Source organism: Rhodococcus oxybenzonivorans (assembly GCF_003130705.1).
Classification (GTDB): Bacteria; Actinomycetota; Actinomycetes; order Mycobacteriales; family Mycobacteriaceae; genus Rhodococcus_F; species Rhodococcus_F oxybenzonivorans.
This window is the reverse complement of the sequence record NZ_CP021354.1, coordinates 1,402,148-1,428,370: the sequence shown is the minus strand read 5'-3', so window position 1 is coordinate 1,428,370 and position 26,223 is coordinate 1,402,148. Positions and strand designations below refer to the sequence as shown.

Genomic DNA, 26,223 nt, shown 5'->3' with positions numbered 1-26,223 from the left:
AGATCAGCCGAGGGCGGTCCACCACGGCGTCTGCGCCGTCGGCTTCGTCACGTCGACGCGCTGGCCCGGCATCGGCACGGCCACCGTCGTGCCGCTGTCTTCCGCGGCCTCGACGAGCCGGACGATCGGTTCGGACCATGCATGGAAGGCGAGATTGAAGGTTGCCCAGTGCACGGGAACCAGGAGTCCGTGGGTGGCGTCCCCCTGTTGGAGGTCGGTGTGTGTCTGCACCGCCTCTTCCGGGTTCATGTGAATATCGGCCCACCGGGGGTCGTAGGCACCGACCGGCAGCAGAGTGAGATCGAACGGCCCGTAGCGGCGGCCGAGATCCGCGAACCTCGGGGTGTATCCGCTGTCACCACCGAAGAACACGGTGCGTTCGGGGCCGGCGAGAACCCACGACGCCCACTGCGTGGTGTTGCGGACGAACCCGCGACCGGAGAAGTGCCGCGCCTCCGTGCAGGTCAGCGTGAGCGCACCGACGGTGGTCGACTCGTCCCAGTCGAGTTCCACGATCCGCTCCTCCGGCACCCGCCACCGGCGCAGGTGCGCGCCGAGCCCGACCGGGACGACGAACGGCGCCTTCTGGCTGGAGACGAGTTGCCGCACCGTCGCCATGTCGAGGTGGTCGTAGTGATCGTGGGAGATGACGATGGCGTCGACGGCAGGCAGGTCCGAGAGTGGCACCGGTGTGGGATGCATGCGGGACGGACCGAGGAACGTCGACGGAGACACCCGGCGACTCCACACCGGATCGGCCAGGACCCGGTACCCCTCGACCTCGACGAGCACACTCGAATGGCCGTACCAGGTGACCGCGACGTCGGCTGCCTCGACCGGTGCGAGGGGCGTGGCCAGGGGAATCGGCCTGCGCGGTCGTCCCGCGGTACCCCGGGTGACGAGCGCCTTCAGGATTCCGGTTTCCGATCCCGGCAACATCGTGCTGCCGGGGTCGGAGTTGTGGAACTGCTGGTTGCGGTATCTCGGCGACGCCGCGGCGTAGGGACGCACCTGCGCGCGGGACGCACCGATCTGCGCGGGCAGTCCCCACGCAGCCCTCGTCAGCCACCCGAGTGTGGCAGTTGCCAGGACTGTGGTCACAGCGCGTTTCGCGTTCATCCCGACAACTGTAACCACGAGTGCGCCGTACGTGGCGCGGCCGGCTAGCGGCCCCGGAACACCGGGGGCCGCTTCTCCGCGCGTGCCACCCGCGCTTCGTGGGCGTCGTAACTCTTCCACGCGGCATGGAGTGCGGCGAGCTGCTCGGGCGGCGGCGGGCTCTGGGTTCCGTCGTCGTTGAGAACCATCTTCAGGTGCTGCAACGACAGCGGGGCGAGCCGGGCGATGGAGTGCGCCCAGCGCTGTGCGACTGCGAGGTCGCCACGCTTGTTGGCGAGACCGTGGGCGAGGGCCTCGTCGGCACCGACCTCCTCGGCTCCGAGAAGGATGGTGCGGGCCGGTCCGCCGCCGATCAGCGACGCCAGCCGGTGCACGGTCCACCTGTCGACGGAGATACCGAGCTTGGCAGCGGGGATGGCGAAACGCGCCTCGGGGGCGACCACCCGCAGGTCCGCGGCGAGGGCCAGTTGGCTTCCTGCGCCGATGGCGGGACCGTTGATCGCGGCGATCACCGGGACGGGAACCGAGTCGATGGTGTGCAGCATCTCGAGCAGGGTGTCGGTGAACCCGTCCGCGTACACGTCGCCCGACAGATCGGCTCCCGCGCAGAAGGCGGTACCCTGTCCGGTGAGCACGATCACTCGTCCGCCGTCGGTGACGGACGTCTCCATCTCCTCGCGCAGGCGCTCGCAGAGTTCGGTGTTCAGGGCGTTCCGGCGGTCGGGGCGTTGTAATTCGAGGGTGATGACGTCGCCGTCACGACTCGTCCCGATCATGTCCACTCGCTTTCTCCGTGTTTGCTGTCCGTTGCGTTGCTGACGTGCCCACCCGACTGGACCGCTGCCAGCCAACCACACGCCGGAACGGCCGGAACACGGGAGCCGGTCGGATAGTTGTCTAGGGGGAGGTAAGGACGAACATGAGTCGGAATGTGAACGTGGTGGTGATCGGGGCCGGTCAGGCGGGGTTGTCCGCCGCCTACTTCCTGCGCAGGTTGGGGGTGGAGCCGGAGACGGAGTTCGTGGTTCTCGACCATGCGGCCGGGCCCGGGGGCGCCTGGCAGTTCCGCTGGCCGTCACTGACCCTGAGCACTGTCAACGGGGTGCACGATCTTCCCGGCCTGTCCTTCGCCGATGCGGTCGGCGTCGACGTCGATGACGTGGCGGCGGCCCGGGTGCAGGCGTCGACCGCCGTCCCTCAGTATTTCGCGACGTACGAGAAACAGTTCGAACTTCCCGTGCACCGGCCCGTCCACACGCGCGTGGTGTGTGCCCGCGAGCAGCGGCTGCGGATCGAGACCGACGCGGGCACCTTCACCGCTCGCGGACTGATCAATGCCACCGGCACCTGGGAGCGCCCGTTCATCCCCCGATATCCGGGCGCGGAGTTGTTCACCGGACAGCAGCTGCACACCAAGGATTATTCGTCGGCGGATCAGTTCGCGGGACGCCACGTGCTGGTGGTCGGCGGTGGTATCTCGGCGGTGCAACTGCTCGACGAGATCTCCCGGGTCACCACCACCACGTGGGTTACCCGGCGTCCGCCCGAGTTCCGGGACGAGCCTTTCACCCCCGAGATCGGGCGGGCCGCGGTCGCTCTCGTCGAGGATCGGGTCCGGCGCGGGCTCCCGCCGGGTTCGGTGGTGTCGGTGACCGGCCTCCCTGTCACTCCCGCTATTCGCGCCGCCCGCGAGCGCGGGGTGCTGGACCGGTTGCCCATGTTCAGCGAGATCACGGCGACCGGTGTCCGTTGGGCTGACGGGCGTGAGCAGAACGTCGATGTGATTCTGTGGTGCACGGGCTTTCGCAGTTCGCTCGACCACCTGGCGCCGCTGCGACTCCGCGGCCCGGGCGGCGGCATCGAGATGACCGGGCGGCTGGCCACCCAGGTAGCTGCCGATCCGCGGATCCATCTGGTCGGTTACGGGCCGTCGTCGTCGACCATCGGCGCCAACCGTGCGGGGCAAGCCGCCGCACGCGAACTCACCCGGTACCTCGCGTCGACTGCCTGAACAGTGCCGCCACAAACACGGCCTGCTCCGGCGCGGACTGGTACATGCTGCCGAAGTGGCCGCCCGAGTACATGCGGTAGTCGAGCGGGGTTCCCGCTCGGCGCATGTCGGCGGCAAGTTTGTCCGTCAGGGGGAACGGCACCGACGGGTCCGTGACACCTTGAACGATCAGTAGCGGGCGGTCGTAGCCGGTGACGGGTACTTCCAGATACTCGCGCAGCGCCGACTGCAGGTCTGGCGCGTCCAGTCCGCGCGACAGCATCTGCGCCACCGAGACGTTGCGCGTCAGCCTCGCGAACTCGCGGAACGGCAACTCCGGCGCCGCATCGACCAATCGCCTGCCCACCTCGGTGAGGTAACTGTCGAGGTCGAGTTCCGGATACGCGTCGCGGAACCCGGCGATCAGATAGGACATGTACACCGTCAGGCCTGCGAGCCCCTGCGGCGGAAACCAGGGACCACTCCACGGCGCCACCAGCTCGATGTTCGAGGGCACACCGCCCGCGACGGCGCCGCGGTAGTCGAGCTCCGGCGCGTAGGCGGTGGCATTGTGGGCGGCGAACACGGAAGCCTGCCCACCCTGTGACAGTCCGACCGTGACCCAGGACGAGCTCAGGGTGTCGTCGACCTCCCTCGAAGCCCGGACCGAATCGACGACACTGCGTCCGGCGACCTTGCCGTCGAGGTAGGGCGGCACCCCCGGAGTGCCCAGCCCCACGTAGTCCGTCGCCGCGACGGCGTAGCCCCTCTGCAGCCAGCTGCTGACATAGTCTCGCGACTCCGTGTCGACGCCGGTCACCGACGGAGCGTCGTAATCGGAGTTCCCCACCGTGCCGTGCGCCCAGGCGATCACCGGCCAGCCCCCGTCGGGCGGTGGGCCCGCCGGCACGAACAGCATTCCGGTACAGGGCGTGACGCCGTGCCGGTCGGTGGTGCGGTAGGTCATCCGGTACGCAGCGCCAGCACCCGGAAGTCGGAGCTCCGCCGGGAGTTCGGAGGATGCGATGACCGTTCCGGGACGCTCGTCGGAGCGCACGGGTACCGCACCGACAGTGGGTGCCCAGAGCACGCTGACCAGTGCGAGTAACGCCACGATGCGCCACGAACGCCGCACCTCTCCACGGTAGTCCGCGCAGGGATGGCAGTAGTGTGAATCGTCCGCCTTCGGGGGTAGGGCGGTCCCACCGGACGGGGAGAGCGGAAACATGAGCGACGAGAGCCCGATACTCGCACCGGGCGACACGTGCTGGCAGGTCACGCACGCCGATCGGCTGGCGTGCATCGTCGACGCCGCCGACTACTTCCGCCACGCGAAATCTGCAATGCTCCAGGCCCGGCACCGCATCATCCTGATCGGCTGGGACTTCGACACGCGGATCAAATTCGAGCCGGATGAGAAGACGCTCGAGGGCCCGAATCGGCTGGGACGATTCCTCGTCTGGCTGACCCGGAAGCGTCCCGATCTGGAGATTTATCTGCTGAAGTGGAACATCGGGGCCTTTGCGGCGATCGGGCGCGGTATGACCCCGGTGTTCATGGTGAACTGTGTGACGGATCGCCGGTTGCATTTCGAGATCGACGGAGCTCACCCGGTCGGGTCCGCTCATCACCAGAAGATTGTCGTGATCGACGACACGCTCGCGTTCTGCGGCGGTATCGACATGACCGTCGACCGCTGGGACACCTCCGATCACCGGGACGACAACCACTACCGCACGCAGCCGAACGGCAACCGCTACGGACCGTGGCACGACGCGACCACCGCGGTGGACGGTGACGCCGCCAAAGCTGTCAGCGAACAGGCCCGCGCCCGATGGAAGACCGCCACCGGTAAGGAACTTCCGGCGCTCGACGACACCGCGCACACGACACCCTGGCCGGACGGGCTGGAGCCGACGATGCATTCCGTCGACGTCGGCATCGCCCGTACTCTGCCCGAACTCGCCGATCGGGGGGAGGTTCGCGAAATCGAGGCTCTCTACCTGGCGGCGATCGCGGGCGCGGCACGGTCGCTGTACATCGAAAGTCAGTACCTGGCGTCCCGCACCATCGCGGAGGCGATCGCCACGCGACTGCGTGAACCGGACGGCCCGGAGATCATGCTGGTGCTGCCCCGCAACGCCGACGGGTGGCTCGAGCGCCTGGCCATGGACGGGGCCCGCCGACGACTGCTGCACCTGTTGTGGGACGCCGACGCCGGCGGCAAGCTCGGGGTGTACTACCCGGTCACCGCAGGCGGAAACCCCATTTACGTGCACGCCAAGATTCTGGTGATGGACGACCGCCTTCTGCGGGTCGGCTCGTCGAACCTCAACAACCGGTCGATGGGTTTCGACTCGGAGTGCGACCTGGCGGTCGAGGTGAGGGCAGACACAGCGAACGGCGACCGACTCCGCGACACCATCGTCGGAATACGGCGTCAGCTGTTGTGCGAGCACCTCGACGTCGCGTCGGACACCTTCGACGACCTTCTCACCGAGAAGGGTTCTTTGTTGGCCACCGTCGAGGCACTGCGCGGCGACGGCCGGACGCTGATGCCGTTCGAACCGGACACCGTCGAGGGTGAGGACAGCCCGCTGGCCGAGAGCGAATTGATGGACCCGGAACGGACACCGCCGAGCATCTGGGAGAGGACCAACTGGACCCGGTTCCGGCGCAGACTGGTCCGACGCAGGAAAGCGGCCGGATCGCTACAGTCGTGAGCTACAGGCTGCGCCCCGCAACCGAGTGACGCGTCTCCTGATGTCGTTGCTGAGTACCGGGATCGAGTTCCCGGTTTCCGAACATATGATGAACGGACAGGGCACAGCCGAGGAGGCCGTGATGACGGACAGCCCGCGATCGATCGCCCAACGCGACACGCCGCTTCCCGCCGGTCTGAACGAGGAGCGTTTCGCGGGGTACGGGGTGATGGGCCTGCCGTTCGCCAGCGGGCACTACCTCGCGTTCCGGCACTTCCCGGCGAGCTCGGTCGGGGAAGGTTACGACTCGGTGTGGCATCGCGACCCGGCCGGGAACTGGGTGATCTACAGCAGCGTCCCACCCAGCTCGAGTTGCGCGCGCTACTTCGGCTCGGAACTCGAAGACGCACGGGTGGAGAACATTTCAGTCCAGTGGACCGGTCCGCGCGCTTTCACCGTGGAGATACGGCACAAGATCGTGTGGGAACTCGAACTCGGTCGCTCGGTTGCCACCGCGGCGATGACCGGGATCGGCCGCCTCATGCCTGCGGCCTGGTGGCGGAGCGACAAGGTGCTGTCCGCGATGTCGAAGGTGGCGGGACCAGTGCTGCGCGCCGGAAAGGTCGGCCTTACCGGGACGGTGTCGAACGGCCAATGGTTCCGCGCCAATCCACGGATGCTGTGGACCGTCGACGACAGCCGGGCCATGGTCGACGGCGTCGACATCGGTCCGCCTGGACCGCTCGATCATCAAGCGAGACTGGGAGACTTCTGGTTGCCACAGCGCGGCATGTTCGTGGTCGGCGAGTCGTTCTTCGAGCCGTACGATCCCGAGCGCCATCGGCAGAACACAATGGGTTCATGACAGATCTTCCGGACTGGGCGCGCACGCTCGATCTCACTCCTCATCCGGAGGGCGGGTGGTATCGCGAGACGTGGCGCAGCGACATCACCGTCCCCGCCGAAAGTCTGCCCGCCGACTATCCGGGACCGCGGTCGGCGGGCACCGCGATCCTGTTCCTCCTCCTGCCCGGTCAGCAGTCGGCGTGGCACACGGTGCGCAGTGCCGAGATCTGGTTCCACCACCGGGGCAGCCCACTGCGCCTCGACCTCGGTGGTGACGGCGGCGAACCCGATGCTCCGCAACCGCACATCCTCGGACCCGACGTCGCGGCGGGCCAGCAGCCACAGCTACTGGTCCCGCCCCGACACTGGCAGCGCGCCACTCCGGCGGGCGACGAACCGACTCTCGTCAGCTGCGTCGTCGCGCCGGGTTTCGACTTCGAGGATTTTCGGCTGGTCTAGCCGGCGAACGTGTCCGGGTCGCCGCCGAGACGGCCGTCCGGGCGGCTGAGGGAGCCGATCGTGTTGATCTCGTCGGGGGTCAATTCGAAGTCGAAAACGTCGATGTTGGCGGCGATGCGCTCAGGGGTCACCGACTTCGGGATCACTACGTTCCCGATCTGAATATGCCAGCGGAGAATCACCTGCGCTGTCGACTTACCGTGTGCCGCCGCGATTGTGGTGATCGACTCGTCCTCGAGGATCGTTCCCTGTCCGAGAGGGCTCCACGCTTCGGTCGCGATTCCCTTCCCGGTGTGGAAAGCCCGCAACTCGGCTTGGTTGAATCGAGGGTGAAGTTCCACCTGGTTGAGAACCGGCACCTCACCGGTTTCGGCGATCAGGCGCTCGAGGGTGGCCGGGGTGAAGTTGGAGACGCCGATCGAACGGGCGCGCCCTTCGGCCTTGATCTTCTGGAAAGCCTTGAAGGTCTCGACGTATCGATCCGCCGACGGCACCGGCCAGTGGATGAGGTAGAGGTCCACATAGTCGAGGCCCAGCCGGCCGAGGCTCGCGTCGAAAGCGCGGAGCGTGGAGTCGTAGCCCTGATCGTCGTTCCACAGCTTGGTGGTGACGAACAGTTCGTCCCGAGCAATGCCCGAGTCGGCCAGCGCACGGCCCACCCCGGCCTCATTCTCGTAGATGCGCGCCGTGTCGATGCTGCGGTATCCCGCCTTCAGCGCCTCGGTGACCGCGCCGTAGCTCTCGTCGTCGGGCACCTGCCAGACACCGAAGCCCAGCGCAGGAATGCTGTTCCCGTCGCTCAGCGTGACCGTAGGTACAGGTACAGGACTCTGTGCAGTGTTGAAACCCATAGGTGAATCCAACCGGACACCCGACGAGGATGTTCCTCAGTCTCAGGATGTGGACGTTGCGTGTCGTCCGGTGGCGAGCGGGTAATCGGTCGCAAGTGGTGTGTTCAGGTGGGGACGCACCCATCGGAAGGGGCGAGCATGGGCCTCGGGTACGAACTGGCCTATCGGTTCAAGATCACGCCCTGGGTAAAAGCGGGCCGAATCTTCGGCGATCAGATCGAAGGACTGCTCGATCCGTGCGACACCCCACCGGGCAAAGTCCTCGACGTCGGCTGCGGGACGGGCGACCATGCCATCGAAATGGCCAGACGAGGCTGGGACGTGACCGGAATCGACACCGTCCAGCTGGCGCTGGACAAGGCACGCTCCAAAGCACGGAAGGCGGGCGTCGACGCGCGATTTCTCCGTGCGGACGCCACCGATCTCGAGCACACCGTCGGCCGCGGCTACCACCTCGTCCTCGACGTCGGGTGCTACCACGGCATGAGCGACGCCGACCGCATCGCGTACGCAGAAAACGTCACCACCGTCACCGAGCCGGGAGCCACTCTCCTGATGTTCGCGTTCGGCCCGGGTCACCGGGGACCCCTCCCCCGCGGTGCCTCCCGTTCCAACGTCGAGCGCACCTTCGAGGCGTGGAAGCTGACTTCCGACGTGGACGCCGACACCACGGGCATGCCCGGGCCCCTGAAGAAGGCCGACCCCCGCTGGTTCCGCCTCGTCAAGCGCTGACCCCTGTGCGCACTTGTCCACCGCCCGCGGTGCACAAGTGCGCACAGGGGATAATGCCCAGGTGACTGCAACACTGCGCATCAGCGGACTGTCGGCTTCGCGGGGTGAGCGGACACTGTTCTCCGACCTCGACCTGACCGTCGCCCCCGGCGACGTCACCGGCCTGGTCGGCGCCAACGGCGCAGGCAAATCCACCCTCCTCACCGCTCTTGCCGGCGTCGGATCTGCCGACGTCGAGGGCAGCATCATCCTCAGCCCACCCGACGCCGCGGTCGGCTACCTCGCTCAGGAGCCCGAGCGTGTGCCGGGTGAGACCGTTCTCGATTTCCTGGGACGGCGCACCGGCGTCACCGTGGCCGAGGACGCGATGAACGCCGCAGCCGAAACCCTGGGTGAGTCGGAGGAGGATCTCTACTCCCCCGCTCTCGAACGGTGGCTGGCGCTGGGCGGAGCCGATCTCGCCGAACGTGCCGAGAAGGTGATCGCCGAGCTGGGGCTCGGGGTGCCGCTGACCGCCCCGATGACGGCCCTGTCGGGTGGGCAGGCCGCGAGGGCAGGGCTGGCGTCCCTGCTGCTGTCCCGCTACGACGTCCTTCTCCTGGACGAGCCGACCAACGACCTCGATCTCCTCGGGCTCGAACAGCTCGAGCGTTTCGTCGCGGACAGCAGGGCAGCGATGGTGGTGGTCAGCCACGATCGCGAGTTCCTTGCACGCACGGTGACCGGCATCGTCGAGCTCGACCTGGTTCAGCAGCAGATCGCCGTGTACGACGGCGGCTACGAGTCGTATCTCGCGGAGCGCGAGATCGCCAGACGGCATGCCCGCGAGGCCTACGAAGAGTACGCGGGCACCCGTTCGGAGCTGGAAGACCGCGCGCAGATGCAGCGCAATTGGATGGAGCACGGCGTCCGCAACGCGCGGCGGAAAGCGAAGGACAACGACAAGATCGGAAAGGGCCTGCGTACCGAGTCGACCGAGAAGCAGGCCGCGAAGGCCCGACAGACCCAGCGCCGAATCGAGCGACTCGACGTGGTCGAGGAACCTCGCAAGGAGTGGGAACTGCGCATGGAGATCGCCGCTGCCCCGCGCAGCGGGTCCGTGGTCGCGACGGCGAACGGTGCAACGATCACCCAGGGCGTCGGCGACTTCGAGTTCGGGCCCGTGACCACCCAGGTCGACTGGGGCGACCGCATCCTCATCACCGGCGCCAACGGTTCCGGCAAGACGACCCTATTGAAGGTACTGCTGGGCAAACTCGTTCCGGATGCGGGTAGCGCCTCGCTCGGCTCGGGTGTGGCGATCGGCGAGATCGACCAGGCGCGCGGCCTGTTCGAGGGCGCGGAGAAGGTGTCCGACGCCTTCGCCGCCCAGGTGCCGGACTGGGCGGACGCCGACGTGCGAACACTGCTCGCGAAATTCGGATTGAAGGGCCACCACGTATTGCGTCCCGCATCGTCGCTGTCCCCCGGCGAGCGCACCCGGGCGGCGCTCGCGTTGTTGCAGGCCCGCGGAGTCAATCTCCTGGTGCTCGACGAGCCGACCAACCACCTCGACCTTCCGGCGATCGAGCAACTCGAGCAGGCGATGGAGAACTTCGACGGCACCCTGCTGCTCGTCACCCACGACCGCCGGATGCTGGAGACGACCCGCAGCACCCGCCGGTGGCGGATGGATGCGGGCCGGCTGTTCGAGGAGTAGGTCAGTCGCCTTCGGCCATGGGCGGCAGGGCTTTGACGAACGGCGGGTCGTAGTCGACCTTGCCGAGTTTCGCCGCACCTCCCGGCGACCCCAGGTCGTCGAAGAAGTCGGCGTTCGCCTTCGTGTATTCCACCCACTGATCGGGGACATCGTCCTCGTAGAAGATGGCTTCGACGGGGCACACGGGCTCACAGGCTCCGCAGTCGACGCATTCGTCGGGGTGGATGTAGAGCATCCGACCACCCTCGTAGATGCAGTCGACCGGGCACTCTTCGATGCATGCCTTGTCCAGAACGTCGACACAGGGCTCGGCGATGGTATACGTCACGTCACTAATCCTGGCCTTTCCTGCCGTCCGGCGCGAATCGCCTCCACTCTGCCACTCAATTGCCCGTGGTCAACCGAAGTCGACTTCGGCGCGCGGATCGTTGCCCCCAATTGACAAATCGTTGGGTTTTCACAACACTTCTTTGCGTGAGTCCAGTTCGCCGGGGGGAGTCTCTTCCCATCTACAACCGCATCGGGGTGCTTCGCGCCGAGCGAGGGATGAGCCGGGCACAGCTGGCGGGCCTCATCGACGTCAATCCGCAAACCGTCGGCGCGCTGGAACGGGGCGACCACTACCCCAGCCTGGACCTCGCCTTCCGCATCGCGTGGGTGTTCGAGCTACCCGTGGAGGCGATCTTCTCCCGGACCGAATTCGGTCCACTGTCCACCGAGCTCTACCGCAACACCCGTCCGGCGCGCGAAACAGGAAGCGAGAGGAGTTCCGATGCCTGACACGACTCTGCCTGACACGACTCTGCTGGAGCGGTACCAGGGTTTCCGCACCCGAAGATTTCTGCAGAACGAAGCCCGTTATCGGACGTGGCTGCCGGGGTGGCGGACACAGCGCCGCCGGCGGCTACTCGTCGTGCTCCTTGCGCTCACATTCGTGTTCATGGTCGCCGTGGGGGTCGTGTGCCACTTCGACATGGTGGTGGGACCACTGCTGTGGCTTCCCGCCTGCCTCTTCTTCTTCCCACTGTGGACGACGTTGCAGATAGTCTCCGGACGGCGGGGTGACGCACCCCGTGATGCACTCGACGAGTGGGAGATCCAGCAGCGGAACAGCGCCCGGTCGATCGGACTCACGGTGACGCAACTGCTGACGCTCGTTCCCGGGTTGTATTTGATCTTCGTCGGCGCGCAGGACGGCGATCACAGCAACGTGCCGTACGCCGCCGGCCTCCTCGTGGTCACCGCGCTGATGGTCGGCGGATGCACCCCGGCCATGATTCTGGGCTGGACACAACCCGATCCGGAACCGGAAGACCTGACGCCATGACAACTTCTCGCCCTCCGAAATGGGAAGGACCCATGTCTCACACCCTCACGATCGACGGCATCTCCAAACGGTACGGCGACGTCGTCGCACTCGACGACCTCTCGTTCGACGTGCGGCCCGGCGAGATCTTCGGGTTCGTCGGCAGCAACGGCGCCGGAAAGACCACCACGATGCGTATCGCCCTCGGCGTTCTGTCCGCCGACTCGGGTGAGGTGCGGCTCGGGAACAAGCCCGTGGACCTCGAGGTGCGACGGACCATCGGCTACATGCCCGAGGAGCGCGGGCTGTACCCGAAGATGAAAGTGGGCGCGCAACTCGCGTATCTCGCGGAGCTGCACGGTCTCACCCGCGCGGCTGCCCGCGAGTCGGTAGGCCGGTGGACCGAACGCCTCGGCATCTCGGACCGCACCGGTGACACCGTGGATGCACTCTCGCTGGGTAATCAGCAACGGGTCCAGCTCGCGGCAGCGCTGGTCCACGATCCGGCGGTCCTGGTGCTCGACGAACCGTTCTCCGGGCTCGATCCCGTCGCCGTGGACGTCATGAGCGAGGTGTTGTTGGAGAAGGCGAGAACCGGTGTGCCGGTAATCTTCTCGAGCCATCAGCTCGAACTGGTTCAGCGCCTGTGCCACCGGGTGGGCATCATCGCGTCCGGGAAAATGCGTGCGGTCGGGACCGTCGAGGAGTTACGCGGCACCGGCAACGTCCAACTCGACGTCTCTGCACCGGAAGCTCCCGTCGGGTGGGCACATCACCTCGACGGTGTGACCACGATCAGCCACGTCGACGGCCGGACGCTGCTGTCGCTCGAACCACATGTGGACGATCAGCTGATACTCCACACCGCGTTGAAAACCGGCCCGGTGCACGAATTCTCGTTACACCGGCCGTCCCTCACCGAAATGTTCCGAGAGGTCGTGACGGCATGAGCGCCCCACTGAGTCCTGTCCGTGCCATCGGCTTGGTAGCCCGCCGCGAGTTCCTGACACAGGTCGGCAAGAAGAGTTTCGTCATCAGCAACGTGATCATTCTCCTCGCGATCGTCGGCGGTATCGTCGCCTACTCGCTGTTTTCGGGCGGCGGCGACGACCGGGCGAAGATCGGCGTCGTCGGCGACCAGGCGCTCGCACCGGTTCTCGTCGCGGCCGGGGACGCCGTGGGCACCCCGGTGGAGGTGACGGCGATCGACAGCGAACAGGCCGGCCGCGAACGCGTCGAGAACGGTGATCTGGACGTGGTCCTCATCCCGGGCGCCGACGGCTCTGCCACCGCGGTCACCGAATCGGAGATCGGCTCCGGCCTACGTGCCGTGATCGACGGCGCCGTGATGCAACGAGCACAGACCGAAGCACTGACGGCGCAAGGTGTCGATCCCGCACGACTCGCAGAGGAAGCCGGCAAGGCCGTGGTGACGGTCGACGCCCTGGATCCGCCCGACCCGGAGAAGGGTCAGCGGGTGGCATTGTCGGTTGCCGTGGTGGTGCTGCTCTACATGCAAATCATGATGTTCGGGATGTACGTCGCGATGGGCGTCGTCGAGGAGAAGTCGAGCCGCGTCGTGGAACTGCTGCTGTCGACGCTGCGGCCACTGCAGTTGTTGTGGGGCAAGGTCATCGGTATCGGCGCCGTCGGTCTGCTGCAACTGGCCGCGTACGGGGTGGCCGGCGTGGGCGCAGGCCTCGCCACCGGCACCCTCACCGTGACCGGTACCGCACTCGGGGTCCTGGTGGGCACACTCGGCTGGTTCGTCCTCGGTTTCGCGTTCTTCGCCGTGCTCTACGCCGCCGCAGGCTCGATGGTGTCTCGGCAGGAGGACGTCAACGCCACGGCGTCACCGCTGATGGTCTTGATCGTCATCATGTTCTTCAGCGCGTTCTCCTCGGTGAGCGACCCCGACGGCACGGTGAGCAACGTACTCAGCTGGATCCCGCCCTTCTCCGCGATCCTGATGCCGTTGCGGATCGCGGCCGGCGTGGCATCACCCACGCAGGTCGTGGGAACCGTGGCACTGATGCTCGCCGTGACGGCAGCGCTGAGTGTGCTGGCCGCCAAGATCTACCAGCGCTCGATCCTGCGTATCGGCAAGGTCGTGTCGTGGAAGGAGGCACTGGGCCGTTAGCCCAGCCCTGCACTCCGCTGCCGGCCTCGGCTTCGACGAACACCGGACCGGTGTCAGTGTCAGATTGCGCCCGTCGTGTGCGGGCCCCCTGTCCCGGTCAGGCGTTCGAGCTCAGGTTCGGATGGACGGCGCCGAGGTCCGGGTCCGCCGTCGACCCGGCACCCCGAAAGCCGTGCCGGCGAATTGTCAGCAGTGGACCTGCGCTGTGGGACAGGATGGAGAAAGCGCACCGCTGTGTGAGCAGGGGCCGGCCGCGACGCACCAGACCGCCACGGGAGATGACACTGCGGAGTTGATGGACTTGTTCACCGCACAACGAGAGTTCGCGGCCTACGGCCCGTCGTACTGGGTCGTGATCGCGGTATTCGCCACGGTCGCCGTCCTGCTGGTCTGGCTCGGACGCCGGCAGAGCGAAGCGCAGGCGCGACGCCTCGGCCGCGCTCTGGCGGTGCTGACCGCCGTGATCTACGGTGCGGCGCTGATCTATTCGCTGTTCCCGCCCAGCATCGGCGGGTCGGTGCCGCTGCGCCTGACCGATCTCGCGACGGTGGCGGCGGCCTACGCGCTGTGGTCGCAGGCACATTGGGCGTTCGCGCTCACCTACTACTGGGGTCTGGTGCTGAGCACACAGGCGTTGATCTCACCGGTGCTGGCCAGCCCGGACTTTCCCCATCACGAGTTCCTCGCGTTCTGGGGAATCCACCTGCTCGTCGTCTGGGCGGCGATCTACCTCACCTGGGGCCGGCAGATGCGGCCGCGGTGGCGCAGCTACCGGATCGCAGTCCTGGTCACGGCGCTGTGGGCGGCGGCCACCGTCACCTTCAACACCATCGCCGGCACCAACTACGGGTTCCTCAACCGAAAACCCACCACCGCGACCCTGCTGGACGTGCTGGGCCCGTGGCCGCTGTATCTGCTGACCGCGACCACACTGATCCTCATCGTATGGGCGATGATGACGTGGCCGTGGGAGCGGACCCGTCACCACCCCGAAGGCGGACAACGGGTCTGAATCCCGGCACCGGATCCACACTACGACCAGCGCCCACCTCGGTTCAGTGTGCCGGTGATGTGAAATTCAGGTCGACAGGCAAACCGCCGGTTTCCTCCGGCCCGGCACGCACGATCTCAGCCGGTCGGTAGCACGCGGCGAATCCTCCGACCGACCCACCAACACAATCCATGACGGGCAACCTCAGGGGTCGAGAAATTCCCTGTCGCACGCCTTGGTCAGGACCTGTACCGAGTGGCCCGGGTCCGCTCTCAACGGCCGCACCCACATCCTCGATGTAGTGGGCCATGGCGAAGCTGTGCGCGCTGTCTGTTGGTGCGGGCCCGGAGCCGCATTGTTACCGATCGGATCCTGAAGCCGGGTCGAGGAACTGGTCGAGCACGCGGAAGAACAATTCCGGTTCGTCGAGTTGAGGGAAGTGGCCTGCGCGGGGAAAAATCTCGACGCGACTGTGGGGGACGACGCGGCGCAGGTTCTCGGCGTGTGAGGCGGGAATCATTCTGTCTCTGCCACCCCACACCAGCAGCGACGGAAGCGATTCGAACTTCGAGAAGTGTTGCTTGGCGCTGACGGTCTGTCCACGCAGTCCCACGACGGCACGGGTGGAGGCGAGGAACGCGGCTCGCGAGGAGCGGTCGGACACGGTCTCGAGGGATCGCCAGGTTTCCGCGGCGCTGCGGCTGGGCTGCACGGGCAGCCCGAGCCGGCCCAGTTGTTTGAGGATGTTCTCGGTAGTGCGCCGAAGCCGGTCGGAGGCCAGAACGGGCAGGACCAGTTCGCTGCCAGGCAGGGTGGCGGCCTTGAGGAACAGGCTCACCTCGGGCCCGAGGCCGCCGCTGCTCACCAGGCACAGACGGTCGACTCGCTCAGGAAAGAGGTACGACAGCTGCATGACGATGCCGCCGCCGAGGGAATGCCCCACGAACGCGGCGGAGGAAATCCCGAGATTGTCCATCAGGTCGCGGAGGGTGGCGGCATGGGCACTCAAGGAGTAGTCACCGGAGGGTTTGTCGGACTGCCCGTGCCCGAAGAGGTCGGGTGCCACCACTCGATGCTTTTTTGCCAGTCTTCTGAGCTGCGGCGCCCAGGACTGGTGCGAGCCGAGCAGCCCGTGCACAAGCACCACCGGCGGTCCCTCGCCGACGTCGACGAACTTGAGGACGTCATTGTGCAGGACCAGGGATTCGAGCTTGCGTGGCGACACTGTGCCCTTCCGTCTCGTGGTTCAACCAGCAGAGCGCCCTGACCGCCGACCGCTCGGGGTCGGACTCGGGCACCTGGAATATGGGCCGGCTCCACTGCCGGCTTCGGCTGTGAAGTGGAGAAACGATGTCGGGGCGCCCGCGTCTGTCCGCGGACGCCTGCCTGATCTTGCCACGTGCGGCCGGAGCCGGCGCGGCGTAAGTCCGCCGCGTCGGTAGATGCTGCAGTTTGGCAGGTTGGAGAGTGCCGGCACGACGGTTCGTCCGTTGGATTCAGCTCACCGCAGGGGCTGGGCTGTCGGGATGGGGCAGTGTGGCGGTGAGTCCCGTGATCAGGATGTCGAGGCCGCGTTCGAGTTCGGCGGCGCCGTCGTACGACGCCAGCACGGGTGCGAGACCGCGCAGCAGCGGGAATTCGCCGATCGGTAACCGGTGCAGTCCCAGGCGCAGCAGATCGTCGTGCTCGTCGGGGCGTTCGACGATTTCCTGGAGTTCGTTGAGGACGTGACCGTGGAGGAAGCCGAACAATGCCCGGTAGATGTGCAGGGCATCAGTCCCGGTGAAGCCGGCCCGGGTGAGCAAGCTCAGGATCTTCTCGAGCGGGCGCAGAGTTCCCAGGGGTCGCAGCCCCAGGGGCGTCGACAGGGGCCGGGTGACCAGCAGCGGGACCACGTGGGGATGATCGAGCGCCAACCGGCGGAAGCCCCGGGCGACCTCCCGGAGTTGGGTTGCCCAATCGCCGTCGTCGGTGTCGACTTCGAGTTGGTCGAGGACGCTCTCGGCGACGGCGTCGAGGAGCGCGGCCTTGTTCGGAGCGTGACGATAGAGGGTCATCGGGTCGCGGCCCAGGGCCTTGCCGAGGCGTCGCATGGACAGTGCGTCGATTCCGTCGCCGTCGATGATCGCGAGTGCTGCCGTCAGGATTCGCTCTCGGGTGATCGGGCCGCCGTCCGGAACGGAACCGTTACCGGAGCGGATCGGGCGATCAGCGGGGACCTTGACCATCACAAACACTTCCTTCAATGCGTCCACTGTAGGCCTTTACCGTAGGTCTCGACAGTAGACCTACAGTGTTGACACACCGTGTAATGCGGCGTTGACTGGGTACTACAACGTAGGCCCGGGAGGCCGCCATGATCATCATCTTCGGACTCGTCATTCTGCTCGCCGCCGTGATCATCGGGCTCGCGGGCGTGTTGACCAACAGCGGCGACGGGCACGCCCTCACCGATGATTTCGCCGTATTCGGTTATCACGTCACCGGCTCCACCGGCACGCTGTTTCTGTACGGCATCGTCGTCGGCGCGGTCGGCCTGCTCGGGCTGAGCCTGCTACTGGCCGGTGCCCGGCGGACTTCCCGTCGCGGCCGCCTTGCCCGCCACGACCTGAAGGATTCTCGCCAGCAGACAGCGGACGCGTACCAGGACCGGGATCGCCTCGCCGGGCAGCGCGACATGGTCGCCGCGGACCCGAACACCGTCGACAGGACCGCGCACGGGACAACTCCCCGTGACCAGCGAGACGGGCGACGTGACTGGCGGCACCCGTTCGGCCACCGAACAACCAGGGCCGCCACCACCCACGACGTCGCGCGCTGAGGAAACCCGCGCTGAGGAAATCCACCGACATCGGGCCCGCAGCCACGCCGTCCGATCACCAAAGAGAGAAGTACCGCCATGAGCATCGGGAAGAGGCTTCGACACAAGGCCGAAACCGCGGAGGGCGCCACCAAGAAGACGGTCGGCAAGGCCCTTGGAAACGAACGTATGGAAGCGGAGGGGAGTGTAGGCCAGGCCAAGGGCAACACCAAGCAAACCGGAGACAAGCTCAAGCAGGCAGGGCAGAAGATCAAGCACACCTTCAAACACTGACCCGCTCACACCGTTCGATACCCAATCCCACTCTCTGTCCCGAAATCAGGTCGCTCTCATGATCATTCTCGGAATCATCCTCGCCATCCTCGGCGTGGTCATCAGCCTGCCCATCCTGTTGTACGTGGGGGTCGCGCTCATCGTCATTGGAGTGGTCCTGGTGATCATGGGGTCGATGGGCCACGCGGTGGCAGGGCGCCGCCACTACTACTGACCCGGCCCTGAGGCCGCACCGGACGGGGCAGCACCCAGGTTCCGGAGGGGGCTCGTCCGGAACCTGGAGCACACCATGGCCATCTCCGATATCAAGGAATACGCACACCTCACCGACGCGGACGTCGAGGCACTCAGCGACGAACTCACCAGCATTCGCCGGGAGGTCACCGAGTCCCTCGGGGAGGCCGACGCCGCCTACATCCGCCGCACCATCGGCCTCCAGCGGCTACTCGATGCCGCTGCACGACTGGTGATCTACGACAGCAGGAAACCGGCGGGCTGGGCCCTCGGGACGACAGCGCTCGCGGTGGCCAAAAGCGTGGAAAACATGGAGATCGGCCACAACGTCTCCCATGGCCAATGGGACTGGATGAACGACCCTGAAATCCATTCCAGCAACTGGGAATGGGACATGGCCGGCCTGTCATCGCAGTGGCGGTATTCCCACAACTACCGCCACCACGTGTTCAGCAATGTCGTCGGGATGGACGAGGACCTCGGCTACGGTGTTCTCCGGGTTACCCGCGACCAGCCGTGGAAGCCTGAACATCTACTGCAACCACTGCGAAACCTGCTGTTGGCGGCGATGTTCGAATGGGGGATCGCCCTCCACGACCTGTACTCCGAGCAGGTTCGGGCCCGCACTGCCACCGAGAAGTCCGCCCACACCCGAGCACTGATCGGGAAGATCGCCCGCCAGACGGGCAAGGACTACCTGCTCTTTCCCGCCCTCAGCGGACGCCGCTGGCGGCGAACGCTGACGGCGAACCTGACCGCGAACCTGCTGCGGAACGTATGGGCGTACGTGGTGATCTTCTGCGGGCACTTCCCGGACGGCGCCGAGAAGTTCACCCTCACCGAACTCGAGAACGAGACACAGCCGGAGTGGTATCTGCGGCAGATGCTCGGCGCAGCCAACTTCCGGGCCGGCCCCGTGATGGCGTTCCTCAGCGGCAACCTGTGCTACCAGATTGAGCACCACCTGTTCCCCGACCTCCCCAGCAACCGCTACGCGGACATCGCCACCAAGGTGCACGCACTGTGCGAGAAATACGACCTGCCCTACACCACCGGCTCCCTCGCCCGGCAGTACCTGCTGACGCTGCGCACCATCCACAAACTCGCACTCCCCGACCGGTTTCTGCGCGCGACCGCCGACGATGCCCCAGAAACGGCCTCGGAGATGAAATTCCGCACACCGTTGCCTCAGTCTGGCGGGACGGCCCCAGGTCGTCGAGTAGGACTCCGGACGGCGCTGACGGCTCGAGCCAACCCTCGCACCCGCCGGCGAAGGACTTCACCACCGATAAGGGGCGATCACCATGCCTGACACCAACCGTTCCCAGGCGTCCTCCGCCAATTCTTCGTCGGCGTCGCAGGACAACTCGTCCTCCACCGCAGGACGGGTGGCGCAGAACAGCTTCTTCGAACACTTTGCCCGCGCAGGGTTCGTGGTGAGCGGGATCGTGCACCTGATCATCGGCTACATCGCCATCCGGCTCGCCCTCGGCGGCGCAGCCGGCACCGCTGACCAATCCGGTGCCATGACGGAACTGGCCGCCAAACCGGGCGGCATCGCCGCACTATGGGTGGGCGTGGTCGCGTTCGCCATCATGGGACTGTGGCGACTCGCCGAAGCGGCACTCGGCAGTTCATCCCGACCTGGCGCCGACAGCAAGAAATCGGAAATCGTCGACCGGCTCAAGGCCTTCGCCCTGGCGGTCGTCTACTTCGCTTTCGCCTTCTCCGCATTCGGATTCGCCCGCGGCAGCGGAAAGTCCAGCAGCGGCCAGAGTGCGGGCATCACCGCCCGCCTGATGCAGACCACCGCCGGCACGATCGCCCTCATCGCCGCGGCGCTGGTCATCATCGCGGTCGGCGGATACCACGTCTACAAGGGGATCAGTCGCAAATTCCTCGACGACCTCGAAGGAACCACCAGCCCACTCGTGCGGCGACTGGGCATGGTCGGCTACATCGCGAAAGGTCTGGCCATCGCCGCCATCGGGTTGCTGGTGATCCTCGCCGTCAATCAATCCGAGCCCGACAAGGCCTCAGGACTCGACGGCGCCTTCAAAACCGTCGGCGCCCAACCCTACGGAGTAGCCCTCCTCATCGCCGCCGGTGCCGGCATCATCGCCTACGGCCTCTACAGCTTCGCCATGGCCCGCTACGCCAAGATGTAGTCGGCGGGTCGTAGCCGTACGCCAGCGGCTCCGTCCGAGCAACGAAGTTCGTGGCGTGAGCGGCGGGATGTTTGTAGTCCCAGCGCGGGGGAAAGTGGAGGAAATGAGTGACGAACTGAACCCAGCTCGTCCCGACGACGATCAGACGGTGTCCCTGCTCACCCGCACTCGTACCCTGTGCGGGCAATGCTCGAACGACGTCGGTGTCGACGGCGCGGCCATCGCGGTATTCGCCTCCGACACCAGCCGGGACCTGGTGTACGCCACCGACATCACCGCCAAACGGATCGACGAACTCGAATTCACCCTAGGTGAGGGCCGCGGCCGGCTACGTCGCTGCCCTCGGCTCGATCGTGGTCGAGGCACTCGATCCCTCGCGCCACCCGACAGTGATCGACCCCGCCCTGTCTCCGCGCGGCACAGTGCACGTGGCCGCCGGAATGGCGGCCGTCCAGCTTCGGGTCTCCGCTCTTTCCTGAACCGACCTGGCCTGGACACGACCGGTACTCCGGAATATCGGGCACGCCTGAGAACGTGATACCCCAGCGGGCGCGTCCGGCACTGCCCGGGAGGAACCGATCCACGTTGAGGGTAGGTGCGATCAATCATGGACTCGATCCCGAGGGCGAACCGAGTCCTCGAGGTCCACGACGCGAGAACGTGGCGCAGCAAGCGCAGGACGAGCACAGTGACAGCGAAGGCAGCGACAAGACCGGGCTGTGGGGGCTCCTGGGCCTCGCGGGCCTGCTGGGTCTCGCCGGACTCGAGCGTCGAAACGACCCGACCGTGCGAACCAACGTCGGCACCGACCCCACACGCCGCCCCTGAAATTGGGACTGTGACGGATGCCCCGGCCTCACGGCCGGGGCATCGCGTCAGCCAAGTGAATACCCCGCGAGAAGGGTTGTGACACTCGCGTCACAAGTACCGCTTCCGATTAGTTGATGCCGACGACTTCTTGGGCGAGGGCGGCGAGGCGGGTCTGCGCGGCCGATATCACTCCGTGGCGGTTCTTATTCGCTTCTTCGTGGGCGATGATGGTGCGAAGGTCGGCGGGTGCGGTGATTTCTTTCACCGCGGCAACCGCGCCGGAGACATTGAGTTCGGTGTAGTCGGAGATCGGGAGTTCCTCGTCATCGAGAGAACCGTTGGCGGTTCGGGCGTTGCGGATGGCATCGGCGACGCCGGATGCGCCCTCTCGGCGGGTCACCGCTTCGGCCGATTCGAGTGCCGCGTCGCGGCTGGCGACCAGCGTCTTCGTGGCCACGTCACCGGCGTAGGCGCCGCGGCGCACGAGCGCACCGATCCGGTCCGGGGTGGCCTGGACGGTGTCGATGGCGCGGTCGAGTCCGCGCGCCGACCACGTTGCCGGGACAGTGATCAACCGGATCGCGGTCCCGGTCGCGGCCTGCATCGGGGTGCGCCGCAAAGCCGCGGGGCCGCCGAGTGCGTCCTCGGCCAGCACCGTCGTCAACCATTCGACCGTGGCGGTGTGGGCGGCGATCAGGCGTCCGGCCAGGGCAACGATGCCGGTGCGGCGCGACGTGGTCGCCAATGCCCGCAGGTAACGAGCCCGGTCGAGCAGTTGATGTTCGAGGACCAGATCGCCGAGCAGGGCCTCGTCGAACGGCTGGGCTTGTTCGGCCATGGCCTTGACCATCGCAACCGCGCGGCCGAGCAGCGGGCCTACGACGTCGGGAAGTCCACCGAGGTCACGGATCGCTTCCTCGATCGCGGCCGCGCGGTCACGGGCGTTGTCGGCGTTCTGTGACAGTTCCCGGCGGACGGCTTCTGTTCGCGCTTGCCCGATCCGGGTCTCGGCGACCTGAATTTCGGTGTGCGTCAGTTCCAAGACCACGCGCAGCTGGGTGATCAGTGTAGCGGTGTTGTCGGTCATACGTTGCTCCTGAAGTCGGATGGTCGGTGTGCGCGGGCAGGACGGTGGGCGGTGTCCTCGGTACCGGCCCGGCGCCGGGCGAAACGCGAGATTCCGAGGAGTCCGCGTGATGCGGTGGTCGGCTTGCCGGCGCGGCGTTCGAGGTGGCTACCGAGCCTGGACAGTACGGCCGCCACGACGGGGAGAGCGAGAACGAGCATCTTCCATCGGCGTAGCAGACGGCTGACGAGAATCCACATGAATCGACCTTTCTTATCGGTCAGTCAAGTTGCGGCACAGCGTAACCCGGGAACTCATCACGGTGAGTAGCGCGATGGTCGCAACAGAGAGCGAGGTCGCCGCGGGTTCGAGGAACAACCGGACGCTTGCAGTTCGACCAGGGACGGGTGCACCGTGCGGTCGGCGAGCGGGGTATCGAGATGCGGTGATGCTTCACCGTCAAAGATCAAGGGAGAAAACACTTCCGACAATACTTCGAACCAATTGGCTTGGGGGAACGATCTTCCTGAGACCGGGAAGCGGTGTCACGGGAACGATCGACAACACCCGGAGCGCGGGGCCCGGCGAGACGAGCCGCCGGAACCCCCGCTACGAAGATAGCGAATCAGACGCCGGAATGCCGATCGGTGTCCGTGTAGTGCTCGCGGCTGCCGGACTTGGCAATGCCCCGGCTGACGATGTAGGCGATCGTCAGAATGACGACGTAGAACCATGCGCGGTCCGCCCGGAAATAGTCTTCGTGGGCGTCGGTGGTTTGCACCAGATACGAGGCGAGCAGGACGCCGATGACAGCGGCGATGTAGACGAAAAACTCGGTGGTCTTGTACGCGGCCTTCGTCTCGGTGCTGCGGCGCGCTTCGAGGTGAGTCCGCGGGCCGGCCGCTACGGCACTGGTGTGGGCGACGGGATTAGTGGAGGTCATGAATGACTCCTTCAATGGGGTGCCCGGCATTGCAGTGCAGATCCGGGTCACCGCGAACGTCTCCTCGACTGAGGTGGACGTGGTGGTGAGCGCGACCCTCTGCTGGAGCGAACCCATACCCCACAAGTATACGCACAAGTAACTACAGTGCAAGCGTACGGTGTAAGGAAGGGCTGGATAAGACGTGATCCGTCGGGGACGCGTTCTTCTGCTCGTCTCAGATCAAGGAGGCAGCGATGGTTGCGCGCACGGACCCGGCCGAGTCCGGGTCGACCACTCCCCGGGGCCGTTCCCGGGTTCGGACCCGTCTGACCCGGCTGAGCACCGAGCAGGTGCTGGCCGCCGCCCTCGAGATCGTCGACCACGAGGGCGTCGATGCCCTCTCGATGCGTCGATTGGCGCAGGCTCTCGACCGGGACGCGATGAGCCTGTACCGCTACGCACAGAACAAGGCGGCTCTCCTCGACGGTGTCGTCGAGCTGGTGCTCCGCGAGCTCGTCCTCGATCCCGGCGCGCAGGACTGGACACAGGAACTGCGACTATTTGCCCACCGCTACCGAGACCTCGCACTCGAGCACCCCCATGTCGTTCCGCTGCTGGTGACGCGCCCCCTCGCGACACCTCTAGGATTACGGCCCCCGGGCACACTGCGCCCACTCGAGGACTTCCTCGAACTCCTCGTCCGGGCCGGCTTCTCCCCGCCGAATGCGTTGCACTCCTACCGACTCTTCTTCGGATTCCTGCAAGGGCACATTCTCGACGAACTCCAGGAACTGGTCGAGGATCCCGAAGAGTCGGAGGATGTCCTCCGCCTCGGACTGCATCGCCTGCCGCGCAGCAAGTTCCCCCCGGTTACGGTCCCTCGCTTCCGATCTCGCCGACTACGACGGTGCACACCGTCTCGACACAGGACTCGACATCATCATCGACGGCCTCGAATCCCACTTCCGCGACACGGCCGCCGCCACCGGTGAATGATCGCAACGACGCAGGGCTTCGGCGCTCGCCCGTTGGCTCCTGCGCCGGTCGGTGACCGCATGCCGCGCGGTCTTCGTACGAGATGAACACTGCGACCTCACCATGCGGGCGGGAGAACTTCGCCGATGCCTTCGGCTCGTCACGTCGGGGTGCCGGTCAACCCCGTTCCCCCGGCTGGGTATCGGGATGCTGGTGTGCAGTCAGGAGTAGGTGGTCGAACCGGGCGCGAAATGACTCGGGGAAAGCCGTCTCGGTGAGAGCGGCGACAAAGCGTTCGGCAAGGGTGCGGAGTTTGGTGTTGGTCTGCTGTGAGCGCCAGGTAAGAATGCCGAACGCGCGTTCGGAAGAGATGCCGTACACGAGCATGAGTGCACCCTTGGCCTGCTCGATCACCGCCCGCGATTTCCCGAATTCGGCGACTGCCTCGGTGAGCGCCTCGTTGAATTCGCGGGGGTCGGTCTCCAACGATTCGGTGACGTCGATGTAATACCCATACGTGCCGATGACCTTGTCGTTCTCGTCGAGCAGGCGATCGCCGACCACGATAACGTGGTGGATTCGGCGGTCGGTGTCGATGATGCGGTGCTTGCTGCTGAACGGCTCACCGGCGTGGATCATCTTGTCGAAGAGCGCAGCGATCTGCGCTTTGTCGTCTGGATGTTTGTGGGAAAGCAGGAGTTCGGTGGTGGGAGTGATCTCGCCCGGCTGGTAGCCGTGCATCCGGGCGACGGGGTCGGACCATTCCCAGCGTTCGCCGTCGAGGTAAAACCGGAAACTCCCGCCCTGTGGGGGTGCATTCGAGACAAGGAGCTCGTCACTGTCCACAGCTACCCCACTGCCCTCCGCGTTCAAACCACCCTCACCTCGGAATGCCACCGCCACAGTATGCCGAACACAGCGGCGTGCGCGGAAATTACGTCCACCGTTGCACGAAGTGCAGGTTTTCTTCCTCGCTCGGCGGACTGGGCACGAAGCGCGGCGCGTGGGTTCGTGATGACCCCCGCAACCGATCCTCTTGAAGAATGGAACCTCAGGGGTCCTGGCATCGGGCACGGACCGTGAACGCGACCGGAGTCTCGCGTCGGAGGTTCGTGGCGTGAGCGGCGGGATGTTTGCAGTCGCCCAGTTTGGGCAAGTGGGGGAAATGAGCGCCGAACAAAACCCAACTCGTCCCGACGACGATCACACGGTGTCCGTGCTCACCCGGACTCGTACCCTGTGCGGGCAATGCTCGGACGTCGTCGGTGTCGACGGCGCGGCCGTCGCGGTGTTCGCCAGCGACACCAGTCGGGACCTGGTGTACGCAACCGACATCACCGCCGAACGGATCGACGAACTCGAATTCACCCTTGGCGAGGGCCCCGGCCTCGCCGCGTATCGCTCATCGGTGCGCGAACTACACCCTGATCTCACGGACCCCGCCACAACGACACGGTGGCCGATGTTCGCCCCCGAGATACTCGACCTCGGCGTTCGCGCCGTCTTCGCCTTCCCTCTCCGTATGTTCAACGGCGCCCGCATCGGTGTCCTCGAGCTCTACCACACCCAGCCCGGCCGGCTCGATGCCCAGCACTATCGGGCCGCGGCCAACTACGCCGCTGCCCTCGGCCCGATCGTGGTCGAGGAACTCGATCCCTCGCGCCACCCGACGGTGATCGACCCCACCCTGTCTCCGCGCGGCAAGGTGCACGTGGCCGCCGGAATGGCGGCCGTCCAGCTTCGGGTCTCTCCTACCGATGCCCTCGCCCGGCTACGAGCGATGGCGTTCGCGCAACACCGCAGGATCACGGTGATCGCCCAGGACATCATCACCGCCCGACTCAGGTTCCGCCCCGAGGAGCCCGGCGGCAACTGATCTGCGCCGACGGCAGTGCAGTTCCATGCACCCTTGTCGGGACTGATCGGAACAACCCCTTTATGTGGACGCATCCAGCGTTGTCCCGAGTGACTCGAGATTAAGAAGTGACATAGGTTCGCGGAACCTACAAACGAACGACTCGCGGACCCTTCTCCCCGGTACCGCACCGTGTCACTCATGGTTTGTGAGTACCGGGCTGCGATGACTACAGTTCTGCAGCTATCGCCCGAAATTGCG

General features: G+C 66.2%; 30 protein-coding genes and 1 pseudogene. 20 read left to right on the top strand and 11 right to left on the bottom strand.

Annotation, left to right across the window (positions count from 1 at the left end):
* Positions 1 to 3: 3 nt before the first annotated feature.
* Entirely contained in the window at positions 4 to 1,119 is a 1,116-nt protein-coding gene (locus CBI38_RS06850) for an MBL fold metallo-hydrolase (protein WP_109327497.1), read from the bottom strand.
* Positions 1,120 to 1,163: 44 nt separating this feature from the next.
* On the bottom strand, positions 1,164 to 1,895 hold the full coding sequence (locus CBI38_RS06845) for an enoyl-CoA hydratase (RefSeq protein ID WP_204164881.1): 732 nt from the start codon (positions 1,893 to 1,895) through the stop codon (positions 1,164 to 1,166).
* Positions 1,896 to 2,038: 143 nt separating this feature from the next.
* Between CBI38_RS06845 and CBI38_RS06840 the strand changes: the two genes are divergently transcribed.
* Positions 2,039 to 3,130: an NAD(P)-binding domain-containing protein gene (locus CBI38_RS06840; RefSeq protein WP_109327493.1), complete on the top strand. Its 1,092-nt coding sequence runs from the start codon at positions 2,039 to 2,041 to the stop codon at positions 3,128 to 3,130.
* On the opposite strand, the gene CBI38_RS06835 is transcribed toward CBI38_RS06840, so the two are convergent.
* Positions 3,102 to 4,244 (bottom strand): lipase family protein, encoded by a 1,143-nt coding sequence (locus CBI38_RS06835; RefSeq protein ID WP_230990098.1) that lies wholly within the window; start codon positions 4,242 to 4,244, stop codon positions 3,102 to 3,104. The genes CBI38_RS06840 and CBI38_RS06835 overlap by 29 nt on opposite strands.
* 91 nt (positions 4,245 to 4,335) lie before the next feature.
* Between CBI38_RS06835 and CBI38_RS06830 the strand changes: the two genes are divergently transcribed.
* The 3 genes from CBI38_RS06830 (at position 4,336) to CBI38_RS06820 (ending at position 7,116) form a co-directional block, all read left to right on the top strand.
* Entirely contained in the window at positions 4,336 to 5,832 is a 1,497-nt protein-coding gene (locus CBI38_RS06830; RefSeq protein WP_109327491.1) for a phospholipase D-like domain-containing protein, read from the top strand.
* Between the two features lie 121 nt (positions 5,833 to 5,953).
* Positions 5,954 to 6,676: a hypothetical protein gene (locus tag CBI38_RS06825; RefSeq protein ID WP_109334904.1), complete on the top strand. Its 723-nt coding sequence runs from the start codon at positions 5,954 to 5,956 to the stop codon at positions 6,674 to 6,676.
* Entirely contained in the window at positions 6,673 to 7,116 is a 444-nt protein-coding gene (locus tag CBI38_RS06820) for a cupin domain-containing protein (RefSeq protein WP_109327489.1), read from the top strand. Before CBI38_RS06825 ends, CBI38_RS06820 begins: the two co-directional genes overlap by 4 nt.
* Here CBI38_RS06820 and CBI38_RS06815 read toward each other — a convergent pair.
* Entirely contained in the window at positions 7,113 to 7,967 is an 855-nt protein-coding gene (locus CBI38_RS06815) for an aldo/keto reductase (RefSeq protein WP_109327487.1), read from the bottom strand. The genes CBI38_RS06820 and CBI38_RS06815 overlap by 4 nt on opposite strands.
* A 138-nt stretch (positions 7,968 to 8,105) precedes the next feature.
* Here CBI38_RS06815 and CBI38_RS06810 point away from each other — a divergent pair, with 138 nt between their 5' ends.
* Complete coding sequence (locus CBI38_RS06810) at positions 8,106 to 8,699, top strand: class I SAM-dependent methyltransferase (protein WP_109327485.1); 594 nt, start codon at positions 8,106 to 8,108, stop codon at positions 8,697 to 8,699.
* Between the two features lie 61 nt (positions 8,700 to 8,760).
* Positions 8,761 to 10,398, top strand: coding sequence for an ABC-F family ATP-binding cassette domain-containing protein (locus tag CBI38_RS06805; RefSeq protein ID WP_109327483.1), 1,638 nt, complete (start codon positions 8,761 to 8,763; stop codon positions 10,396 to 10,398).
* A 1-nt stretch (position 10,399) separates the two neighbouring features.
* Here the strand turns inward: CBI38_RS06805 and fdxA are convergent, their stop codons facing one another.
* On the bottom strand, positions 10,400 to 10,726 hold the full coding sequence (gene fdxA / locus CBI38_RS06800; protein WP_005244047.1) for a ferredoxin: 327 nt from the start codon (positions 10,724 to 10,726) through the stop codon (positions 10,400 to 10,402).
* Positions 10,727 to 10,872: 146 nt separating this feature from the next.
* Here fdxA and CBI38_RS06795 point away from each other — a divergent pair, with 146 nt between their 5' ends.
* The 5 genes from CBI38_RS06795 (at position 10,873) to CBI38_RS06775 (ending at position 14,856) form a co-directional block, all read left to right on the top strand.
* Entirely contained in the window at positions 10,873 to 11,178 is a 306-nt protein-coding gene (locus CBI38_RS06795; RefSeq protein WP_109327481.1) for a helix-turn-helix transcriptional regulator, read from the top strand.
* Between the two features lie 7 nt (positions 11,179 to 11,185).
* Positions 11,186 to 11,725, top strand: coding sequence for a hypothetical protein (locus tag CBI38_RS06790; protein WP_109334903.1), 540 nt, complete (start codon positions 11,186 to 11,188; stop codon positions 11,723 to 11,725).
* Between the two features lie 32 nt (positions 11,726 to 11,757).
* Positions 11,758 to 12,654, top strand: coding sequence for an ABC transporter ATP-binding protein (locus tag CBI38_RS06785; protein ID WP_109327479.1), 897 nt, complete (start codon positions 11,758 to 11,760; stop codon positions 12,652 to 12,654).
* The gene (locus tag CBI38_RS06780; protein ID WP_109327477.1) at positions 12,651 to 13,844 is read left to right on the top strand and encodes an ABC transporter permease; all 1,194 of its coding nucleotides are present in this window, start codon (positions 12,651 to 12,653) and stop codon (positions 13,842 to 13,844) included. Before CBI38_RS06785 ends, CBI38_RS06780 begins: the two co-directional genes overlap by 4 nt.
* A 301-nt stretch (positions 13,845 to 14,145) precedes the next feature.
* Positions 14,146 to 14,856, top strand: coding sequence for a YwaF family protein (locus CBI38_RS06775; RefSeq protein WP_109334902.1), 711 nt, complete (start codon positions 14,146 to 14,148; stop codon positions 14,854 to 14,856).
* 337 nt (positions 14,857 to 15,193) lie between these two features.
* Here the strand turns inward: CBI38_RS06775 and CBI38_RS06770 are convergent, their stop codons facing one another.
* On the bottom strand, positions 15,194 to 16,060 hold the full coding sequence (locus CBI38_RS06770; RefSeq protein WP_109327475.1) for an alpha/beta fold hydrolase: 867 nt from the start codon (positions 16,058 to 16,060) through the stop codon (positions 15,194 to 15,196).
* 271 nt (positions 16,061 to 16,331) lie between these two features.
* Positions 16,332 to 17,063 (bottom strand): TetR/AcrR family transcriptional regulator C-terminal domain-containing protein, encoded by a 732-nt coding sequence (locus tag CBI38_RS06765; protein ID WP_109327473.1) that lies wholly within the window; start codon positions 17,061 to 17,063, stop codon positions 16,332 to 16,334.
* 128 nt (positions 17,064 to 17,191) lie between these two features.
* Here CBI38_RS06765 and CBI38_RS06760 point away from each other — a divergent pair, with 128 nt between their 5' ends.
* The 7 genes from CBI38_RS06760 to CBI38_RS37745 all read left to right on the top strand — a co-directional run bounded on the left by CBI38_RS06760 (position 17,192) and on the right by CBI38_RS37745 (position 21,159).
* A complete protein-coding gene (locus CBI38_RS06760; RefSeq protein ID WP_109327471.1) occupies positions 17,192 to 17,656 on the top strand; it encodes a hypothetical protein in 465 nt (154 codons plus the stop codon).
* 78 nt (positions 17,657 to 17,734) lie between these two features.
* A complete protein-coding gene (locus CBI38_RS06755) occupies positions 17,735 to 17,929 on the top strand; it encodes a CsbD family protein (RefSeq protein ID WP_109327470.1) in 195 nt (64 codons plus the stop codon).
* A 58-nt stretch (positions 17,930 to 17,987) separates the two neighbouring features.
* Positions 17,988 to 18,143, top strand: coding sequence for a DUF6131 family protein (locus tag CBI38_RS38350; RefSeq protein ID WP_204164880.1), 156 nt, complete (start codon positions 17,988 to 17,990; stop codon positions 18,141 to 18,143).
* Between the two features lie 75 nt (positions 18,144 to 18,218).
* Complete coding sequence (locus CBI38_RS06750) at positions 18,219 to 19,475, top strand: fatty acid desaturase family protein (RefSeq protein ID WP_109327468.1); 1,257 nt, start codon at positions 18,219 to 18,221, stop codon at positions 19,473 to 19,475.
* Complete coding sequence (locus CBI38_RS06745) at positions 19,468 to 20,331, top strand: DUF1206 domain-containing protein (RefSeq protein ID WP_230990097.1); 864 nt, start codon at positions 19,468 to 19,470, stop codon at positions 20,329 to 20,331. Before CBI38_RS06750 ends, CBI38_RS06745 begins: the two co-directional genes overlap by 8 nt.
* A gap of 311 nt (positions 20,332 to 20,642) precedes the next feature.
* A complete protein-coding gene (locus CBI38_RS37750; RefSeq protein ID WP_162603187.1) occupies positions 20,643 to 20,810 on the top strand; it encodes a hypothetical protein in 168 nt (55 codons plus the stop codon).
* Between the two features lie 181 nt (positions 20,811 to 20,991).
* Complete coding sequence (locus CBI38_RS37745) at positions 20,992 to 21,159, top strand: hypothetical protein (protein WP_162603144.1); 168 nt, start codon at positions 20,992 to 20,994, stop codon at positions 21,157 to 21,159.
* Between the two features lie 109 nt (positions 21,160 to 21,268).
* Here CBI38_RS37745 and CBI38_RS06735 read toward each other — a convergent pair whose 3' ends face one another.
* The 3 genes from CBI38_RS06735 to CBI38_RS06725 all read right to left on the bottom strand — a co-directional run bounded on the left by CBI38_RS06735 (position 21,269) and on the right by CBI38_RS06725 (position 23,150).
* On the bottom strand, positions 21,269 to 22,228 hold the full coding sequence (locus CBI38_RS06735; RefSeq protein ID WP_109327464.1) for a hypothetical protein: 960 nt from the start codon (positions 22,226 to 22,228) through the stop codon (positions 21,269 to 21,271).
* Positions 22,225 to 22,467 (bottom strand): hypothetical protein, encoded by a 243-nt coding sequence (locus CBI38_RS06730; protein ID WP_109327462.1) that lies wholly within the window; start codon positions 22,465 to 22,467, stop codon positions 22,225 to 22,227. The genes CBI38_RS06735 and CBI38_RS06730 overlap by 4 nt, the downstream gene beginning before the upstream one ends.
* Before the next feature lie 365 nt (positions 22,468 to 22,832).
* On the bottom strand, positions 22,833 to 23,150 hold the full coding sequence (locus CBI38_RS06725) for a hypothetical protein (RefSeq protein WP_109334900.1): 318 nt from the start codon (positions 23,148 to 23,150) through the stop codon (positions 22,833 to 22,835).
* 236 nt (positions 23,151 to 23,386) lie between these two features.
* On the opposite strand from CBI38_RS06725, the pseudogene CBI38_RS06720 reads away from it, so the two are divergent.
* Positions 23,387 to 24,128: pseudogene (locus CBI38_RS06720) on the top strand (TetR/AcrR family transcriptional regulator C-terminal domain-containing protein).
* Between the two features lie 156 nt (positions 24,129 to 24,284).
* On the opposite strand, the gene CBI38_RS06715 reads toward CBI38_RS06720, so the two are convergent.
* Positions 24,285 to 24,953: a PAS and ANTAR domain-containing protein gene (locus CBI38_RS06715; protein ID WP_109327460.1), complete on the bottom strand. Its 669-nt coding sequence runs from the start codon at positions 24,951 to 24,953 to the stop codon at positions 24,285 to 24,287.
* A 319-nt stretch (positions 24,954 to 25,272) separates the two neighbouring features.
* Here CBI38_RS06715 and CBI38_RS06710 point away from each other — a divergent pair, with 319 nt between their 5' ends.
* On the top strand, positions 25,273 to 25,983 hold the full coding sequence (locus CBI38_RS06710; protein ID WP_162603186.1) for a GAF and ANTAR domain-containing protein: 711 nt from the start codon (positions 25,273 to 25,275) through the stop codon (positions 25,981 to 25,983).
* Positions 25,984 to 26,223: the final 240 nt, after the last annotated feature.